Source organism: Litoribacter ruber (assembly GCF_018449405.1).
GTDB lineage: Bacteria > Bacteroidota > Bacteroidia > Cytophagales > Cyclobacteriaceae > Litoribacter > Litoribacter ruber.
Genome location: NZ_JAHCMY010000002.1, coordinates 270798 through 290779, shown reverse-complemented (window position 1 = coordinate 290779; position 19982 = coordinate 270798). Strand labels below are relative to the sequence as shown.

Genomic DNA, 19982 nt, shown 5'->3' with positions numbered 1-19982 from the left:
GGACCAACCACATTTGCTCTGCTAGAAATAAATTTGACTTGAAACGAAAAAGAGCCTAAATAGGCTCTTTTTACATGGTTGGTGGTTGTGAAAATTATCAATTGATCAGCAGGAATACACCTGATTGGGATTTGCGGTCACCTTCTTTGGTGGTGAAGTAGATTTTGTAGACATAGTTCCCGTTAGGGCTCATGCGGTCTCTTACTGTGCCATCCCATCCCGGATCCTCCATGCTGTAGGCCGAATAAAGCAGGTCGCCCCATCTATTGAAGATGTGGAACTCGATATCCTCCACACCTCTGTACAGAGGCTTGAAAGTATCATTCAGCCCGTCACCATTTGGCGTGAAGGCATTCGGCACCAGCACCCTGTAGGATGCCAACACCTGGATTTCCATTTCGTGAATAGAAGTACATCCAAATTGATCTATCACAGATAACTTCACGGTGTAGAAACCAGTTTGGGCATAACTGTGCTTCGGTTCCTGTTCATTGCTGGTGATGCCATCTCCAAATTCCCATTCCCACGAAACGATATCTCCTAAGGACAGGTCATTGAACTGTATATGGTCGCCCAGCAGCACCTCGCCGTTGGTGGTCTGGGTTTCTATAACCGTATAACTGAAGTCTGCAGTGGCAAAAGATGGAGGGAATTCAATTACCGTTTCCACATATTCCATACAGCCGTTTTCATCAAGTATGGTTACCGAGAATTTGCCGTCCTGGGTGAATGAAATTTCATCCACATTTTGCTCTCCATTGCTCCAGTTGATTTGGTATTCTCCAGTACCGCCTGTAACAGTAAGATAGGCTTTCCCAACCACTGTTCTTTCCTCACAGTCTACCTCAAGAGAGGTAGTGAGGTAGGCATCAATTTCTTCAGGTTCTTCGATGGTAATTGTTTTTTCAACATAGCAGCCATTTTCATCTTCTACCCTGGCTTCGTAAATGCCAGCTGGAAGTCCCGATCTGGAATAGCTCTTCTCATCTTCATCGTCAGCCCAGAAGATTTCCCTGGTTCCCCAGCCACCTTTAGCGTCTATATGGATAAATCCTTCTAGGCTGCCATTACATTCCAGCATCTCAGAATATTGCTCCGTCATTTCCAACAATGGAGGTTCAATGATTTCGATCACCTCCGTAATGGAGCAAGCCCCACTGGAAACTGTCACGGAATAAATGCCAGGACCCAGGTTTTTCCTTTCGGGCAGGGTAGTGGTAAAGATCTCCTCCTCGCCTTCTTTCTGCCACTCATACACATAGCTTCCAATTCCTCCGGTCACCGGAAGGAATATTCTGCCATCATTGGCGAAATGACAGGAGATGTGCTGGGTAATCCTGTTGTCAGAAATCTTCAGCGGCTGTGGCGCCTCAATAGTAAAGGTTCTGTTTACAGAGCATTCTAGGGCGTCCTCAATTTTTACTGCATACCCCCTTGGAGAAAGTTGGTCGATGGTAAAAACATCCTCTGTAAACCTCATTTTTCTGATGACATTGTCATTGACAATCAAATCTACAGTGAAAGGAGCCTGATAACCGGTCATTTCATATGTGACTGTACCGTCATTTACACCTTCACAACTAACATTCTGCAAGGCAGCTTGGCGGACTATCTTTTGATCCATAGGGACGATGTAATAGCTTTCCTCAACCCAGCAGCCTGTCTCCTTGTCAATGGCTCTTACGGTATAAGTCCCAGGATTCAAGTCGGTGGCCTTTTCGCCAATCAGCGATGAACTATGGCTCCACTTGAATTCAAAGTCTCCACTGCCGCCCTCCACCTGAGCTTCGATCTCTGCCTGGTCTCCATTGAAGCATACAGACATTTTGCCTTCCAAAGTAAGCGTCATCGGTTCCTTTGGCTCAGGCATCACCACTTCCTTTTCTATCCAACATCCATTGTCATCAGTGATCACCACTTTATAGGTACCCGGTGCGAGATTATCTACCCTGGCAGTCGTGCTTTGGGCCGCATCATTCCATTGGAAAGTATATGGTCCAACTCCACCGTCAGGCTCCACCTCGGCATAGATCTCCTTGGAATCGCCGCAGATATCAACCTTCACGGTGATTTCTGCCTCTAGTCGTTTTGTTGGCTGCTCAATTGTGATGATTTCAAATTTCTGGCAGTTTCCATCAAAAATGGTCACCATGTAATCTCCAGCTGCCAGGTTTTCCAATTTATACCCTTGTCCAAAAGGCCCCCAGTTAGGAACATAATTCCCACTTCCTCCGGTCACTTCGATCTCTATCATACCGGTCCTGTCTCCATGGCAAAGTATATCTCTTTTGTCGATTACCTTGATGACAATTTCTTCAGGGTTGTCAACTACATACTTTTCAGTAATTGAGCAATTGTTTTGATCAGTCACCGTGGCCTCATAAATACCAGGGGAAAGTTCCTTTCTCTCAAATTTGCCTTGATCTGCATCATTATCAGAAAGGTCGGCCCACTTGACAGTCTTGTTACCAAAACCGCCAGAAGCAATCAGCCTGATCGAACCGTCAGTTTTTCCATAACAGCTCGCATCAAACACAATCGGTTCTACGCTCAATTCATTGTCCGGCTGGTTGATGGTGAAGGACTTGTTAATCCTACATGCATTAGCATCGGAAACGTAAACTTTGTAGACGCCGGCAGCTTGGCCAGACAAGTTGCGGGAGGTTGCGACTTCGGTTTCTGAAAGGTCCGGATTTACCCTTACCCACTTAAAGTCATAATCTCTGGTACCCCCTTGTATATCCACCAAGTTGACACCACCAGTTTGATCGCCATGGCACAGCACATGCTGGACTTGGTCGCTTTCTATAGTAACCTGGGTGGCTCCTTGTACAAAGACCTCACCTTTGATACTACACTGCCCCCCATTGTTGGCATCATAAAGTGTAAAGGTGTACCGGTTTGGTAGTAATTCCTCTCGTAAAAAATCGTTGCCGGCGGGATCATCCCACACGATGGAATAGTTGCCCACCCCACCACTTGGGAAGATCTCTATTCTGCCATCCTGAACATTGAAACAGCTTTGGTCTCGAACCAAGGAGGTGAAACCCAAGGCCTCAGGCTCTTTAATTTCCACCTGTTGTTCTACACGGCACAACATGGCATCTTCCAAAATCACCTTGTAGGTGCCGGCCTTTAAGCCCCCCCTTGTCAAACCACTGCCTACTTCAACTTCCTGATTGTCAATTACCACAAACCATTTATAAGGCCCTATACCTCCAGCCCGGTTGCTGATGGAGATCGTACCGTTTGACCCATCATGACAGCTGACATCGGTAGCAGATGCTTCAAATCTCAAGTTGGCATCAAATACGGTTAGCTCTTCAATAGTAAAGCAGTCTTTGGCATCGATGACCTTGATTTCATATTCACCGGCCGAAATTCCTTCAAACCTAGCGTCCTCAAATATTACCTCTGAAGTCCCCTTCAGTCTCCACTCATATTTATACCCACCATTGCCACCGTTAGGGGTAACCTCAGCGACCATACTGGATTGCTCACCGCATACTTCAAGATTAGCAACCACTTGTGCTGAAAGATCAAATTCCGGTTCTTCGATGGTAATCGTTTCGGAAAACTCACATTTGCCGTCAGAAACGGTATAGGTATAGTTTCCGGCGGTTAGACCAGTTCTCTTCAAGGACCTGTTGCCGCTGTTTTCCCAAATCACTGAGTAATCACCGCTACCACCTTCAACCTTGAGCTCAATTTCCCCATTGGTCATTCCTTTACAGGTCACATCCTTAATTTCGGGGGTAACTGTTAGCTCGGTAGGCTCAGTTATGGTCACCTGTCCCATCGTGGTACAAAGATTTGCATCCGTCACCGTGTACTTATATGTACCCGGCTCTAAGCCAGTTCGGGTGGCCCCTTTCACATCCGTATCTTCCCAGCTAACTTCTCTGATCCCTGTGCCACCAAAAGGCGAAACTGTGATCGATCCATCTCCCGCCATATAGCATGAGATATTTTTAAATGTATGGCTGGCCGTCAATTTCGCGGCAGGCTGGGTGACCTGGAAAGTCCTATCAATCGAACATCCACTTAAATCCGTTACCACAACCAGATAGCTGCCTGCCTCTACATTGGCTAGATTTCTATCCGTGCTAATTACATTTTCTCTTTGGGTGTCGGAAGCCAAATACCAGTTATAGCTGTAATCACCTCTGCCACCGGATACGCTGATGTTTACACCACCAGTTTCATCACCATGGCACAACACAGGAACCAGCTCCTCTTGGGTAAACCTCATTTGCGTTGCCGCCTGAATGGTCACCTCCCCGTCGTAGAAACACTGGTTTTCATCGGTGATTCTGAAAGTGTGGGTTCTTGGGCTCAGGCTTTCCCGGAGGAAATCTCTATTTCCATTATCCCAGACAATACTCAATTCACCAACGCCTCCAAAAGCTCTAATCTCCACCATGCCATCACCAGCACTAAAGCAGGTTTCATGCTGCAAGGTTTCGAATTCAAAACCGATCTGCTCCGGCTGGTCAATTACCACTTCAATTTCTTCCTTGCATTCATTAGCATCTTCTACTACCACTTTGTAGGTACCGGCTACCAGGCCTGATCTTCTAAATGAACCTTCATCCAATTGTACTCCTGCTACAAAAAACTTGTAAGGCGACACTCCACCCTTGATGTCACTTAAAGTAATGGATCCGGTGTTGCCATCGTGGCAAAGAACATCTGTTGGGGTGGCGGTAAAGGTGATGTTGGCATCATAAACATCAAATGTCTTGGTGATATCGCAGCCTTTCCCATCTTCGACAATAACAGAATAACTACCCGGCTGTACGCCTTCTTGTCTGCTACCCGTCCAAGATGGATCAGACCACGTGTAGGAATAACCGCCATTTCCACCTTGGGCAGTGACTTCCACCACCATGGATGATTGCTCTCCGCATGTTTCCAGCCTCACCACAACCTCTGCTGTAAGGTCGAGTTCCGGTTCGTTAATAGTTACCGTGTTTTCAACAGTACATTTTCCATCGGAAACGGTGTAGGTGTAACTGCCTGGTGCAAGACCGATTCTATTGAAGGTCTTGTTACCGCTGTTTTCCCAGATGACTGAATAGTCGCCACTGCCGCCTTCTACAAGAAGTTCAATTTTCCCGTTATTGAAACCCTTACAGGTCACATCGGTCAGTTCTGGAGTAACTACCAATAGCGTCGGCTCCACAATTGTTACCTCACCATTTACGGTACATCCATTGGCATCCGAAACCAAGTACTTATATGTTCCAGGGGCAAGTTTATCACGGGTTTCCCCTACAAAATCTGTGTCTTCCCAGGTCACGTTCTTGTCACCAGTTCCTCCATTCGCTCGTACAGTTATGACTCCATCATCTGCTCTATAGCAGGTTATTTGGGTCACATCCTCGCTGGCAGTAAGGGCTGCTGTAGGCTGGGTGATCTGGAATGTTCTGGAAAGAATGCTACAATCATTCTCATCAAACACCCGAACTCTATAATTGCCGGCTACAACTCCGGAAAGGTTCTGCTCAGTGGATATCACACTGTTCATATCCAAAGTGCGATACCATTTATACGTGTAGCCAGGCTTGCCACCTTCAACCTCAATGTTCACCCTACCGGTAGGTTGGCCAAAACAGGCAACATTAATAATTTCTTCAGATGAAATCACAACCTGGGTCGCCTCTCCGATATTCACTTCCCCAGGGAATGTACAGCCGTTGCCATCCTTGATTTCGAATGTATGCCTGCCAGGAGCAAGTTTTTCCCTTTCGAAAAGGTCGGAATTATTATCCCACTTGATAGAATAGTTGCCCACTCCCCCAACTGGGGTAATCTTGGCTTTTCCATCTTTTGCCAAAAAGCAAGTTTCATCGGTAACATCTTCTATGAAACCAAGTTGAGCAGGTTCTCCAACAGCTACATTTTCTTCATGCACATTACAGCCTGTTGCGTCACGCACCGTGACTTTATAATTTCCTGCTGACAGCCCTGTTCTGGTCATTCCACTGGTTACCTGCTGATCATTGACAAACCAGGTGTATGGACCAACTCCTCCTGTGATATCTGAAACAGTGATTGAACCGGTGGAACCACCATGACACAATACAGCTTCAGGAGTTGCGGTAAAATCAATATTCGCATCATAAACCGTAAAGGTTTTGGTTATTTCACATTCATTTTCGTCAATGATTTTGACCCAATATTCTCCCGGAGTCACGCCGATCTGTCTTGAGCCGTTCCAAGTTGGCTCGGACCACACAAAGGTATAATCAGGCGTACCACCGATAGGGAATACCTCCACCACCATGGTGTTTTGATCGCCGCAGACTTCCAGTTCCACATTGACTTCAGCTCCAAGATGCTCAAGCGGCTCAGCAATAATTACGGTATATGTTTCCAAACAGAAGTTTCTGCTGTCAGTCACAATTGCAGTGTAGCTGCCAGCTTTAAGGCCAGTCTGCTCAAGCTCTTTGCTTCCATTGTGCACCCAGGTGACTACTGGAGTCCCCATGCCACCGGTGACATTAATTTTCACACGGCCATCATCCCCACCTTTACAGGAAACATCCTCGATTTCTACTGTGGTAATCACAATCTCCTGAGGCTCCTCGACAGTAAAAGTTTTATCTATCGTACAACCATTGGCATCAGTCACCGTCACAGTATAATCCCCAGCTGGAAGTTCCATGCGGTTACGAGTCTGGGACTCCTCTGTGGCTGGAAGGTCATGCCATCTCACATGACGGAAACCTGTACCGCCTTCCAACAAGAGGCGGATTTCACCATTGGCTTCACCATAGCATTTCACGTCGGATACCAAAGCGTCAACACCAAGTGCCTGGGAAGGTTGGGTGAGGGTAAAAGTCCTGCCAATTGTACATTCATTCGCATCCGTGATCGTAACCCTATAATCCCCCGCAGGCACATTGGTCAAATTCTTTTCGGAAGAAATCGCTTGGCCTGTAGCCAGGTTTTTCCACTCATATGAATACGTACCAGTACCTCCAGAGATGTCCAATTCGATTTTTCCGGTACTTTCTCCAAAACATAAGATGTTTGAAATCTGGGAATCCACCTGGATCGGCTCAGCCCTTTCAATTCTTACCGAACCAAAGACCTTACAACCATTTGCGTCAGTTACTTCATATTGGTACATGCCAGGGTAAAGGTTTGTCCTTACCGGACCAACGCCACCGTCAGACCATCTGGCAATCGCGCCGCCTGCACCACCCGCAATGGTCAAAGCGGCCGTTCCGTCATTGGCATTGTAACAGGTTTCAGGGGTTCCCGTTGCGCTTACAGTCAATAAAGGCGGTTCCTTTATTTCAACTTCGATGATATCTGAGCTACATTCTGCACCATCCATCAACCAAACCTGATAAGTCTGTTTTGCCCGCAGGTTGTTAACCGACAGCCCGGTTCTGGAAATTCCGTCAATGATCAAGCGGTAATTCCCTCTTCCGCCCTGGGGATTTTTGATGATGATACTTCCCGTATTGCCTCCGAAACAAAGTACATCCTCCACATCCACCTCAAAAGTAATTTCCTCAGGAGCTGTGATTTCATATCTTTCAACAATATCACATTGTCTGTCATCATAAACCCTCACCTCATACTCACCTTCCGCTAGGTTGCTTACCCGGTTGGTGTTTCCGATCATGTCACCAGTTGCCAGATTTGTCCATTCGTAACGGATCACGCCAGTGCCTCCGGTGACTGTTATTTCAATTTGGCCATCACCTCCTTCAAAGCAGGTGGTTTCAGTGACTTTTGCCTGGCTGATCTGGATAGGATCGGGCTGGGTGATGGTAATTTCTCCCTCCCAGTCACAACCTTTTTGATCCTCAACTCTCAGTTGATATTGTCCGGCAGGCACCTCATCAAACATGATTTGGTTGCCTTCCAAGGTGATTTCCCTTTCATTGAGGAAAGCAGTATAGATGCCGTTTCCACCTTGGATGTTAAACACCACATTGGTGGTACCCTCAAAACACCTTACATCTTCCTGGTACTGCAGGTTGACGGAAATCCCCGCCAAAGGCTGGTTTACTCTTATTGTCTTTGTTTCACTGATACAGTTACCTCTGGTAAAATAGGCAGTGTAATCACCGAATTTGAGATCCCTGATTTCAAAAACCCCACCCACGGCTGCAACTTCTCTGTTGTTGACAAAAAGTCGGTAATCCCCGGCAAGACCGCCCTCAGGTGTAAAACGGATACTGCCATCTTCCCCGCGGAAACAGGTCACATCGGTGACATCAAAATTGAAATCAAGCAAATCAGGCTGTGGCACATGGATTTCATCTTCAAATTCACACCCCTTATCATCTGTAAGTACATATTTATAATACCCCGCATAAGCGTTGGAAAGTGTACGCCCAGTTTCTGCAAGTTGGGTGAAGGTGACGTTATCTTGGGAGTATTGCCAGGAGACAGTAAATGGAAGTGTACCCCCCTGCACGGAAAGCTGGATTTCAGTAGTGCCTCCAAAGCAAAGAATGTCCTGGAGCCTGTGGGTAACCTTGAGTTCATCAGGCTGGGTCAGCGTTCTTGGGAACAATACCAACGCACAACCATTGGCATCAACTACATCGAAATTATACTGTTTTTCAGCCTCCAGGCCCTCAAAAACTTTCATTTCATTTTCCGCAAGGGAATAATCCATACCCTCAAAGGATACGGTATAAGGCGCCGTGCCACCACTCAGTTGCAGACTAATCGTACCATTTTCGGACTCAAAGCAACTCAGGTTTGTCTGGCTGTAATGGGTATAGGAGAAGGCCTGCTCAGGACCATCAATTACGACGGTTTGTGCAGGACTGATACAGCCGTCGGCATTCATTACATACACCTGATATTCACCTTTACCCAAACCTGTGATGGTGGGATTGGTGTAGGCGCGGTTGTTTACATAATATATATATGCCCCGTCATTGCTTCCCTCAGCAGCGATTTCAATTTGACCGTTGAAGCCATTGTAGCAGGTTTCATCGTCAGAAAGGAAAGTGAACTCTAGCTCCTGGCCTTCATCAATCACTATTGGTGTTTCTGACTCAACCAAACATCCGTTGCGGTCAGTGATTTCATAAACATAGGTGCCGGCACCTACATTATTATATACGCTTCGGTTGCCATTGATCAGGTGAGAAAACTCCTCAAACTTATCCCCATTTTCATTGAGGGAGAAATATTTCACATCGAAAGGTGCAATGCCACCGCTAAGGTTTACCTCAATAAATGTGGTTCCGCCCAAACATAGGATTGACCCGTAATTTTCCTGGGCGATAAAAGGATCAGGTGTGTTTATGGTGAAGGTCCGGGTGTCCATGCAGTTCTCCTGCTGGTCGGTCACCTCAATATGGTAATCTCCCACTTCCAGTCCTTCAAAAAGCACAGGATTTCCTTCACTGATACCGTCGATCTCTTGGCTGAAAGAGCTGTCCCCAACCTTGGTCAGGACCGCACGGTAGGTTTGCCTACCCCCAAAAATCTCAAAGGTGGCCTTACCGTCACCGGCTTCAAAGCAGGTGATGTCGGTTTTCATGAAGGAGGTAATCTCCAGCTCTCTTTCGGGCTCCTCAATGTCGATGACAAAATCCTCGGAAGAACAGCCTAAAGCATCAACAATGGCAACGATGTAGCGCCCAGGAGTCTTGGGACCAAAAATCATCTGGTTGCCGTCCATAATTGGGGATTCAGCCGTTCCATTTACCAAAACCTGGAAACTCCGGCCTTCTTCAACCACAGGATTGACAAAAATGAACCTTCCATCTGCAGCCCCTTGGCAAGTCACATCATCGACAATAACCTGATCCACTGCAGGTCGCTGAATGCTTTCAATATGGAAGGAACCGGTAAGCGGATCACAATTGACATCCTCAACTACATAGGAATAATCCCCACTTGGCAAATCGGAGAATATGTAGTCTGTTCTATTATTTACATCTTCAATGGTCTGGAAAGTATTATCCGGATAGGTTAGAATGATTCTTTTATCCGCATTTCCACCATCCACAGAGATGGTGAAAGTCCCCTTCTCATCCCAACATACTGGCTGAACCTCATCGGCCTTCACAAGCTCAAACTCAACCGGCTCAATGATGACGATGTCTTCGCTGTCTTCAAAGCAGTCATCCACATTATTATAGAATACTCTTAATTTATAATAACCTTCGCCTAAATCTGGCAACCTCTGCTCTCCCTCCTTAGTTTTGATAAAATCATATCCCGGTACCACTTCCCACACAGAGCCTCCGGCAGACTTCAACCAGCTGTATTGGGTTGCACCACGTATTTCATATAGGATTTCCCCGTCAGCTCTTCCCCAGCAGCTGATATCCTGAACTTTCTCAGCACTTACGAATGCTGGTGCGTTTTCTGTCAAAGTGATGGTTTTTTCATCTATACAGCCTTTGGAATCCACCACGCGGAATTCATGATCCCCAGCAATCAGGGAAGCAATCACCGCATTAGTAGCCCTCACCCACTGAGTGCCGTTAAAATACTCAAACCTATAGGCCGGGATACCGCCTTTGGCAAAAAGCGCGATGCTTTCAGGTCCACAGGTATTGGCTTCCATATCAATAACCAACTCAAGCGCCTCACTAGGTCCTCTTACTTGGAAAATTCTTACCAGCTCGCAATAGCCATTATTTGAATACCTCAGCTCATAAAAACCTGGAGTAAGGTTGTCGATTCTGTTGATTCCCTCGCCTTCAGCCACCACTGTTTCAGTAGTAAGATTGGTCCACTTCGTGGCTCTCTGCCCTTCAATTCCTCCCAATAAGTTAACTTCAATATGGGAAGGTGAGCCAAAACACTGGGGATCCAGGATTTCAGCCACCGTTATGCCCAGCTGTGCTGGTTCCACCAAGGTGATCTCCTCTGAAGTGACTTCACAACCATACCCATCCCTTACCGTGACGGTATAGGTACCACCGCCAAGGTTTACAGGATCCTGACGGCTGGAACCATGGCTCCAGGAGTAATTGTAAGGGCCGCCGCTTCCCCCCTGCACATCGATTTTGATGCTTCCATCATTTACACCAAAACAAGTCGGGTTGGTTACCTCTAATACAGTGATGGTCAATGGATCAGGATTCATTAATTCGACTTCCAAATCATCCATACAGCCATTCTGATCAACTACTTCCGCCATAAATTTTCCAGGCGCTAATCCGGCTAGCGTTGAGGTCGTCCCCGGCACTTGCTCATATGCGCTGCCGTTGAATTTATACCAAGAGATGGTTTTCACCCCTGTGCCGCCATTTACATTGATCTCTATTCGACCATTGGCACCGTTGTGACAGCTTGGATTTACGGCATTGATAAGGTTGATTTCAAGTGGACCGGCAGGTTCTCTCACCACCAAGTTGCTCATGGAGAATTGGCAAGACTTGGAATCAAGGATGGTTACTGAGTAAGATCCTGGCTTGAGTCCGGAGATGTTTGGCTGCACGCTGCTAAAACCATCAGGCCCTTCCCAAGTAATGAAATAATCCTCACCGGGAGTCAAGGTACCCCCGCTGATTGCTAGGTTTATGGCTCCATCCTGCTCATCATAGCAAAGAATATGTTCAATGGTAGGCACGGCCAAAAGTTCAGGGGTTCCCTCTATGGTATACTCCCTTGTAACCTCGCAATTGGGGTTATTCATGTCCCTAACCCTTACCACATATTCACCGGGACCCAGACCATTCAGCTCCTGATCGGTTCCAATAGTACTAGTGCTGCCCCTTCGCGTCCAGCGGATGTCGAGATCACCTGAACCTCCACTTATATCCAAATGGATAAAGCCGTCCCTGCCGTTGAAGCAGCTTTCAGGCTGGAGTTCGAGTTTTTCGATGATGATTTCATCAGGTTGCTCGATTTCGAAAACGATCGGAGCCAATTGACAGTTGTTGGCATCCCGGATTTGGATCACATTGTTATCCCCTGCCGGAAGGTTTGGGATGGAAAGCAATACGTTTGAGGTGGTGACTTCAGCACCACCGTTAAAACTATAGGTATAAGGAGCCACGCCGCCTGAAATAACAATGGCCGCACTCCCATCCCTAGCCCCAAAGCAGCTTGCATCGGTAAAGGTTTTGTCTACTAGTTTGAATTCGCCGGGTTGGTTGATCGTAAATACCTCATAAAGGGAACAGCCTTTTGCATCCGTAACATATAATCTATAAGATCCTGCACCGATTCCAAAAATATCAGACTGGTCTTCACCCTCTATTTTGACGAAGTTGCCACCGATATTTTTTCTCCATTCGTATTGGTACCCACCATTTCCACCAATGGCCTTAATACCGGTGATTGAGCCTGTCTCTTCACCAAAGCAAAGTACGTGCTCCCTTCTAAGCTCACTATTGTCGATTTGGAGCTCGGCAATATCGGGAACTGTAGCCCATTCGATAATTTCGCAACCATTTCCATAGCTGATCACTACTTCATAGGTGCCTGGAGAAAGGTTATTAAAAGCGATGTTGTTGCCAGGCTTGGTCTCTCCGTTTACTGTGGTTAGAAAATTGTGATCACTATTATCAATCCGTACATGAATTTCCCCATTGTCCTGGGCATAACATATGGGTGCGACTGGATTAACCTCTATTTCGGGAATTTCGGCGATAGGCACATTGAAAGGAAATTCTTGGGTACAGCCTTTTTCATCTGTGATCAAAACAAAGTTTTCTCCAGGGGGGAGATTCGTGGCTATTTGACCTTCTTGGCCATTACTCCACAAATAGGTATAAGGGCCACCCCATCCACCTGATGCTGTCACTGTAGCATTTCCATCAGCAGTACCCAAGCAAGTTGCCGGATCGGTGTCAAATACAGCTGTAATCGGTCCAGGAGGACCTATCACTTCTACTGAAAAAATTTCCTCACAGCCCTCTTTATCTGTCACAGTCACTTCATACGTACCTGCCCTTAAGTTTTTGGCAGTTGAGGTTTCCTGTTGAGCTGGATCATTCCACTTATAGGTAAAACCTCCCCAACCTCCTTCAGCAACCACCGTAGCAGTACCGTCTGCCCCATCAAAACAGGAGACTGGGGTACTCGAAATCTCACCAGCCGAAATTGGCGCATCAGGAGCCATTACCTCTACCTCAAAATGAAGCCAACAGTCGGTTACTTGATTGCCACCTTGTCTAATCCGGAATTTGTGAATACCAGCCTCCATATTGGTATATTCCCAATATGGGTTATTACCCAACCCTATCGACTGGTTAGGATCATGAATCTCTGTTCCACCAGGAGGTGTCCTATAAACTCTCAAGTTTTGTGGAACCCCTAACTGTTTATCCAAATGCCTATTTATTCTATGGAAGTCAAGAATGATTGTACCATCATTTCCTCCATAACAGGTCACGGGGGAGGTCCGGACACCAATTTCAATTCTTCGCCAATCAGGAATTTCTATACTGATTATTTCAGGACACTCCTCTCTTCTGTACTCATCTATTACGTGAAGTTCATATAAACCCGCTACCAAGCTGCCAACCTCTACATGATTACCGTCAATTGACACCCAACTTGAGGCTGGATGATCGCCATTTATTTCTCTACTTGTAATCCTAAAAAGCCTATATTGAATATTTTCCCCACCATTTTCCACAAAGTAGCTAAAGGAACCGTTAGCATCGCAGTCCTCAGGGTGTATATTGTCCAAGGCCAATTCAAATGTCTCAATTTCTTCAAAAACCACCTCCAAAATCTCCCTACAACCTGAATTGTCAATAATCTCCAAGGTGTAGGAACCCGAAGGTATTTCATCCAGGTAGACATCCCGTCCCACTCCGCTTTTCGAATATACCGGGCTGGAGGAATGCTCCCCATAAAGATTAAAGGCAAAGGGGGCGGCACCCCCGACAATATTTCCCACAATTTTGCCATAAGACTGCCCCTCACAGTAGTGATCCTTGTCAAAAGACAGATCATATTGGAAATTCCTACTGTCGACAAAGTTAAAGGTCTGCGTCAGCTGTTGGATAGGACTGCTGTTATCGAAAACGGTAACCGTATATGTTCCGGACTGGGCCATGGACAGGATAGACATGGAGCCATCAGAAATATTATCGACCTGCACCCCGACACCGTCCTTTTGCCAGACGTATTGATAGGGCGGCAATCCCCCTCTCACCCTAAGCTCGGCCGTTCTTGCGCATTGGGTAAATGACATGTGATCCACCTGAAGAGGGATGTCGTCAAAAGTGGCAGAGCTGAAGTGGCTGTACACCATTGTCCCCGAACCTACTAAAAGGAGGGTGGCGACTAAAAACTTGTAAAAAATACTACCGTAAAAGTTCTCCATATAATAATTTCACTACCGAAACCCCAATTTATCGTATAACCCACTGGTTTTTGGATATGAAAATTGGCGTTTTACTTAATTTTATTTGGATTTGGTGTTTTCAAATATCATTTTTTGCACTTTGCTAGTTATAAAATGATATTTGGATTAACCTCATTTAACTTAGAAATAAAGTAAATAATTGGCGTAATATCCAAATAATCTTGTGATTATATTTTCTAAGGTGTATATCAGGAGGAAAACTTCGTGGGACTTAAAGCAAAAAACGGGATGGGGAGGGCAAAATAAAAACCCCGGAGAGTTGGCTCCGGGGCTTCATGAAATAGTTACAACTACCAGGGCTATTTGCAGTGGTCAACTTGTTTTGTAAAAATATCAATTTGCTTTAAATCCTCAAAGCAAAATCTTGTTAAAATTTCAATAAAATCTATAAATATGAATAATTCAATTTATAGCTCAATTGCTATCTGATGCCTCAAAATATCCTCAAATGATTCCCTTTTCCGTATCAAATGGGCCTTGCCGTTTAAAATCATGACTTCCGCGGGCCTTAGGCGGCTGTTGTAATTAGATGCCATGCTGAATCCATAAGCTCCCGCATTTTTGATCGCCAAGATATCTCCCTCTTTCACTTCCTTCAATTTTCTATCCGCAGCAATCGTGTCTGTTTCGCAAATGTATCCCACTATAGTGTACACACGCTCAGGACCTTCCAGTCTGGAAATGTTTTCCACACCATGGTAGGCATCATACATCATCGGCCGGATGAGGTGGTTCAACCCGGAATCCACACCAATGAATGTCGAGGCAGGCGTGGCTTTGATCACATTTGCCTTTACCAACAAAACTCCGCATTCACTCACTAGAAACTTGCCCGGCTCAAACCAGATTTCAAGCTCCCGCCCGTATTCCTTACAAAACTCCTTGAAGGCAGCCGACACTTTTTCTCCTACCTCCAAAATATCCGTAGCGATATCTCCTTCCTTGTAGGCCACTTTAAAACCTCCCCCAAAATCAAGGAAAGTCAGGTCTTTAAATTCCCTAGCAGCATCAAAAAGGATTTCGGCACCTTTCAGAAACACCTCGGCATCCAAGATATCAGAGCCCGTATGCACGTGCAGGCCCGTCACATTTAGCTTGTGGGCCTCCACTATCTTTAGGATGTGTTTTAACTGGAGAATGCTGATGCCAAATTTGCTATCAATATGTCCTACCGAGATTTTGGCATTGCCACCGGCCAAAATGTGGGGGTTGAGGCGGATACAAATCGGCACTTTGCTGCCATACTCCGTCCCAAAGTGCTCCAACATGGGAATGTTGTCAATGTTGATCATTACGCCCAAATCCACGGCTTCCTGGATTTCCTCAAACGAAACACAGTTTGGCGTGTACATAATTTCATTAGGCTCAAAACCAACATGCAGGCATAACTTGACTTCCTCTATGGAAACCGCATCCACACCGGTACCCGACTTTTTCATCAATTTTAGCACATTGATGTTTGAAAGGGCCTTGGTAGCATATTTGATTTTCAGGTTGACAGTGGAAAAGGCCTGTTTGAGCAGATTGACCTGGTCTATGATCTTTTGCCCGTCATAGACATATAATGGTGTACCAAACTCTTTGGTCAAGTCCAAAAGGGACACCCCCTGAATTTCAAATTGCTGATTTCTGATTTCCATATTTCCTTATTTGCCGACAAATATATAGATTGCCCTACAGGAATAAAAAATAGTTTGTGAATTCTCTCTACCCCTTCCGTCCTCGGTCTCCTGTCTTCCAATTCAACCCAAAACCTTGGTTAAATATTGTTAAGCCAATAGCCCCCAGTGGATTTATACTATAAATTTGTAACATGTCCAAAACCAAAATGAACATAGTGATCGTCTTGATGTCCATCGCCACGTTGGGGCTGGTGGCCTTCCAGTACTACTGGGTCAACGACGCACTGAAGATTAACCAGGAAAGGTTTGAGCAAAATGTCTATCAATCCCTTGCCTCCACGGTGGACAAATTGGAGAAAAGCGAGGCCAAGGACATGTTTCTTAACAACCTTATTCAGGACACGGCCATGCAGGAGTCATTTTTTCAACGCATAGAGCCAATTGAATTTACAGTGAGAAGGCGGCAGGTGAGCCGCAAGCGCCCATCTATGGTCGACAGCATATTTACGACCACCATGCCGGAGATTTCCTCCTCCTTTGAAAAGCTGATCCAGTCATACGGTGGTGACCTCGAGCTCATCGTGGATGTGGAAAGCTTTTTCACCTACATGCCTCCCTCCGTAGCCAAGCAGCATCTAACCCCAGATGAATTGGAAATCCTGCTCAACGAAAAAGAGAGGGAATACCAGTATCTGCAGGATCAATCCAGAGGCAACAGGAACAGACGGGCTTCTAGACCTGAAGTCTTTCAGAGTGAAATCGTAGAGGATATCAGGCTTCCCAAGGATGCTGCAGACCGTATCGTAAAGGCCAACCTCAAAATTGAAGTGATGGAAAAGGTGTGGAATGAGATGATGGAAGGGCAGAAAAAGATCATGGACAGGATCGATTCCGATGAAGTAAAACATACCATCACCTCGCAACTCGCCCAGCGTGGCATCAACCAGCATTTCAAACTTGCAGTATTGGATGATTCCGATTCTATCATTGGATTGAGCGACCCCAACCTGAAAGAGGAAATGCTATATGGGGGTATCAAAGCCAGACTTTTCCCCAGTGATATTGTGGGACGGGAAAATTACTTGCTGATCCATTTCCCGGAAAAGCAAAAGTTTTTGCTCAAGCAGGTATGGATGCCTTTGATGAGTTCATTGGCATTTCTCGTGATCATCATCGGCTGTTTTGTATACGCCATCAGGGTAATAATTCGCCAAAAGAAGCTTTCTGAGACGAAAAACGACTTTATCAACAACATGACCCATGAGTTCAAAACCCCCATTGCTACAGTGAGTTTGGCAGTGGAAGCTTTGCAGGATCCGGACTTGTTGAATGCTGAAAACTTCCGCAACCGCTATTTGGGCATCATCAAGGAGGAGAACAAAAGATTGGGAGTGCACGTAGAAAAGGTATTACAGGCGGCGGCACTAGATAAAAAGGATTTTAAACTCAAGTTTGAAAAAGTCAACCTTGCGGAAATTTTAGAGAAAGCCAAACAACATATCGCCCTGCAAGTTGAAAAGAGGGATGGGGTGATCAAGTCGGAAATAGATCTCAAAAACCCTTATGTACAGGGGGATCCTTTCCATTTGGCCAATATTATCAACAACCTATTGGACAATGCCAACAAGTATTCTCAGGATAAACCTGAGATCACGCTATCGGCATTTGAAGATGACCACAGAGTGGTGGTCAAGATCCAGGACAAAGGGATTGGGATGAACAAAGAAGCACAAAGAAAGATTTTCGATAAGTTTTACCGAGTGCCTACTGGCAACGTACATGATGTAAAAGGCTTCGGACTTGGATTGGCTTATGTCAAAACGATGGTAGAGGCACATAGAGGGGAGGTTTTTGTAGAGAGCGAACCTGAGAGAGGAAGTATTTTCACTATATATTTACCCAAAAAGAAATGAGCAAAGCAAAACTTTTAGTAGTAGAGGACGATCCTAATTTAGGGGATATATTGCAGGAATACCTAACCATGAAAGGGTACGACACCACCCTGTGCAAAGATGGGGAAGAAGGCTGGAACAAGTTCAAAAAGGACAAATTCAATCTTTGTATCTTGGATGTGATGATGCCTAAAAAGGACGGCTTCACATTGGGAAAAGAGATCAAAAAAGTAGAGGAAAACATCCCCATTATTTATTTGACAGCCAAAAATCTCAAGGACGATGTGATCGAGGGCCTCAAAGTAGGCGCGGATGATTACATCACCAAGCCTTTTAGTATGGAAGAGCTCCTGTTGAGGATTTCGGCCATTCTGAAAAGGACCATGCGAGGTAGCGGTGCTGCCAGCAGCCTCAAAAGCTACAAATTCGGAGATTTCACCCTGCACTACGATCAGCAGATCCTCGAAAGCCCGAACGGCAAAAACAAACTCACCAGTAAAGAGAACGAACTTCTCCGCCTTCTTGCCGCTGAAGTCAACAACAACGTGAGCAGAAGCCATGCCCTAAAGCAGATCTGGGGGGATGACAGTTACTTCAATGCCAGAAGTATGGATGTTTATCTCAGTAAGATCAGAAAGCTATTGAAAGAAGATCCCAAAGTGCAGATCATCACGCTTCATGGCGAAGGGTTTAAGCTCGTGGTCGGGGAGGTATAAATGAACGGACAAAACAGAAAAGACATATCAATTGGCCAGCTGGTCAATGTGGTCCAAAAGCAGGACCAGAGGTCCGGAGACCTTACCGAGGGGGTGGTCAAGGCAATTTTGACCAAATCTCCCTTTCATCCACATGGCATCAAGGTCAAACTTGAAGATGGCACGGTGGGTAGGGTAAAGGAAATATTGGAGGAATAAATCAAAAAGCCTCACCGATGAATATATAAAACCCGGTTCCTTCCTGCGTGAAGGCCACATCAAGCCGGGTGTATATATCTTTTTTGGGAAAAAGCAGAAACCGCAAGCCACCCCCAGCGGAAAAGACTACTTTTTTGAACGCGGAGGCATCAAATTCAGGAAAAACAGTGCCCGCCCCTGCAAAAACCGCGGCTCCTATCCTATCAGTAAAACCCAACGGCAAAGGTAAAAACCTATATTCCACCTGGCTTGCCAATTGGTGATTGTCCCTAAACCGGCCATAATAGTAACCCCTCATGATACTTTCACCTCCCAGCAGGGCCAACTGATTGAAAGGGACCTGTCCAAAATTAAATTGACCAAGCAATTGGGCCGCCAGAACGTTATTTTTGCCCATAGGCCGATAAATCCGGGTGTCAGATATCACGCTGGTAAAATCAAAGGTACTCCCCCAGGCCCCATCAAATTTTAACAAAGCCAGTTCCGAAAAGAAAGCATCACGGACATTCAATACATTGTGTCGTGAATCATATACCAACCCAAGCCCTAAACCCAAATTATTGCTCCCTTCATATCCCAGTGGCAATTCGGCAACGGTGTCCTCTGACCTGGGCACAAAATTCACAGAGGAGGTTCGTTGAAAGTCCAATTCCGGTCCCACGAAAAAGTTTTTCCCCACCTTTCTAAGGGCCCTCTCCTTTATGATAATCTGGTTGGCATCTACCCTGGCGGTGTAATCCTCGGGGGTATCCATTCCAATGCCATGATAAAACAGTGGAAAGCTTTGGACCCTGATTCTCCCTAAAAACAACCATTTATTCTCATCGGTATACAAAGCGTGGTCAAACCAAAGGCCGTATTGATTTTCCAAGGTAACGAAGGTGAAACCATTGACCTCACTCAGTCGGTTGGTGGTATCACGATTGGCATAATACACGTAAAGTGAGCTGAGGCCTATTTCCCAGCTTGTTTCCGGTGCATAGGCGAGCGTGGGATACACCAAAAACTGTGGACGGGTAATATCGCTGGTATCCATGAGAATACTATTGATATAACGCTTGAAAAGACTTTGGCCAAAACTGTTGGGAATCTGAACAAAGAGAGCAATTAGGACCAGTAAAAGTGTAAACCGAAATTTCATTAAAGAGAATTAGGCTGCTAAATTACAACTCTCTCTTAACTGTTGGACCAACAGAATAGTTATTTTTTTACCCTGCGAGGCAAGCAA

6 protein-coding genes are annotated in these 19982 nt (G+C 45.7%); 3 read left to right on the top strand and 3 right to left on the bottom strand.

Annotated elements, in window-relative coordinates; genetic code table 11:
- Nucleotides 1-97: 97 nt before the first annotated feature.
- Together KI659_RS05945 and lysA are read right to left on the bottom strand one after the other, a co-directional pair.
- Complete coding sequence (locus KI659_RS05945) at nt 98-14284, bottom strand: T9SS type B sorting domain-containing protein (protein WP_213944446.1); 14187 nt, start codon at nt 14282-14284, stop codon at nt 98-100.
- Between the two features lie 449 nt (nt 14285-14733).
- Nucleotides 14734-15966, bottom strand: a complete 1233-nt coding sequence (gene lysA / locus KI659_RS05940; RefSeq protein ID WP_213944445.1) for a diaminopimelate decarboxylase — start codon at nt 15964-15966, stop codon at nt 14734-14736.
- A gap of 173 nt (nt 15967-16139) precedes the next feature.
- On the opposite strand from lysA, the gene KI659_RS05935 reads away from it, so the two are divergent.
- The 3 genes from KI659_RS05935 to KI659_RS05925 are packed head-to-tail and all read left to right on the top strand — an operon-like array spanning nt 16140 to nt 18754.
- Nucleotides 16140-17861 (top strand): sensor histidine kinase, encoded by a 1722-nt coding sequence (locus KI659_RS05935; protein WP_213944444.1) that lies wholly within the window; start codon nt 16140-16142, stop codon nt 17859-17861.
- Nucleotides 17858-18556, top strand: a complete 699-nt coding sequence (locus KI659_RS05930) for a response regulator transcription factor (protein ID WP_213944443.1) — start codon at nt 17858-17860, stop codon at nt 18554-18556. Before KI659_RS05935 ends, KI659_RS05930 begins: the two co-directional genes overlap by 4 nt.
- Nucleotides 18557-18754, top strand: coding sequence for a YwbE family protein (locus tag KI659_RS05925; RefSeq protein ID WP_213944442.1), 198 nt, complete (start codon nt 18557-18559; stop codon nt 18752-18754).
- A 1-nt stretch (nt 18755) separates the two neighbouring features.
- On the opposite strand, the gene KI659_RS05920 is transcribed toward KI659_RS05925, so the two are convergent.
- On the bottom strand, nt 18756-19895 hold the full coding sequence (locus tag KI659_RS05920) for a BamA/TamA family outer membrane protein (RefSeq protein WP_213944441.1): 1140 nt from the start codon (nt 19893-19895) through the stop codon (nt 18756-18758).
- Nucleotides 19896-19982 lie beyond the last annotated feature (87 nt).

Bases quoted from the DNA above. Each gene is read 5' to 3' on its own strand.
- KI659_RS05945 (WP_213944446.1), bottom strand. From the start codon at position 14,284: ATGGAGAACTTTTACGGTAGTATTTTTTACAAGTTTTTAGTCGCCACC.
- lysA (WP_213944445.1), bottom strand. From the start codon at position 15,966: ATGGAAATCAGAAATCAGCAATTTGAAATTCAGGGGGTGTCCCTTTTG.
- KI659_RS05935 (WP_213944444.1), top strand. From the start codon at position 16,140: ATGTCCAAAACCAAAATGAACATAGTGATCGTCTTGATGTCCATCGCC.
- KI659_RS05930 (WP_213944443.1), top strand. From the start codon at position 17,858: ATGAGCAAAGCAAAACTTTTAGTAGTAGAGGACGATCCTAATTTAGGG.
- KI659_RS05925 (WP_213944442.1), top strand. From the start codon at position 18,557: ATGAACGGACAAAACAGAAAAGACATATCAATTGGCCAGCTGGTCAAT.
- KI659_RS05920 (WP_213944441.1), bottom strand. From the start codon at position 19,895: ATGAAATTTCGGTTTACACTTTTACTGGTCCTAATTGCTCTCTTTGTT.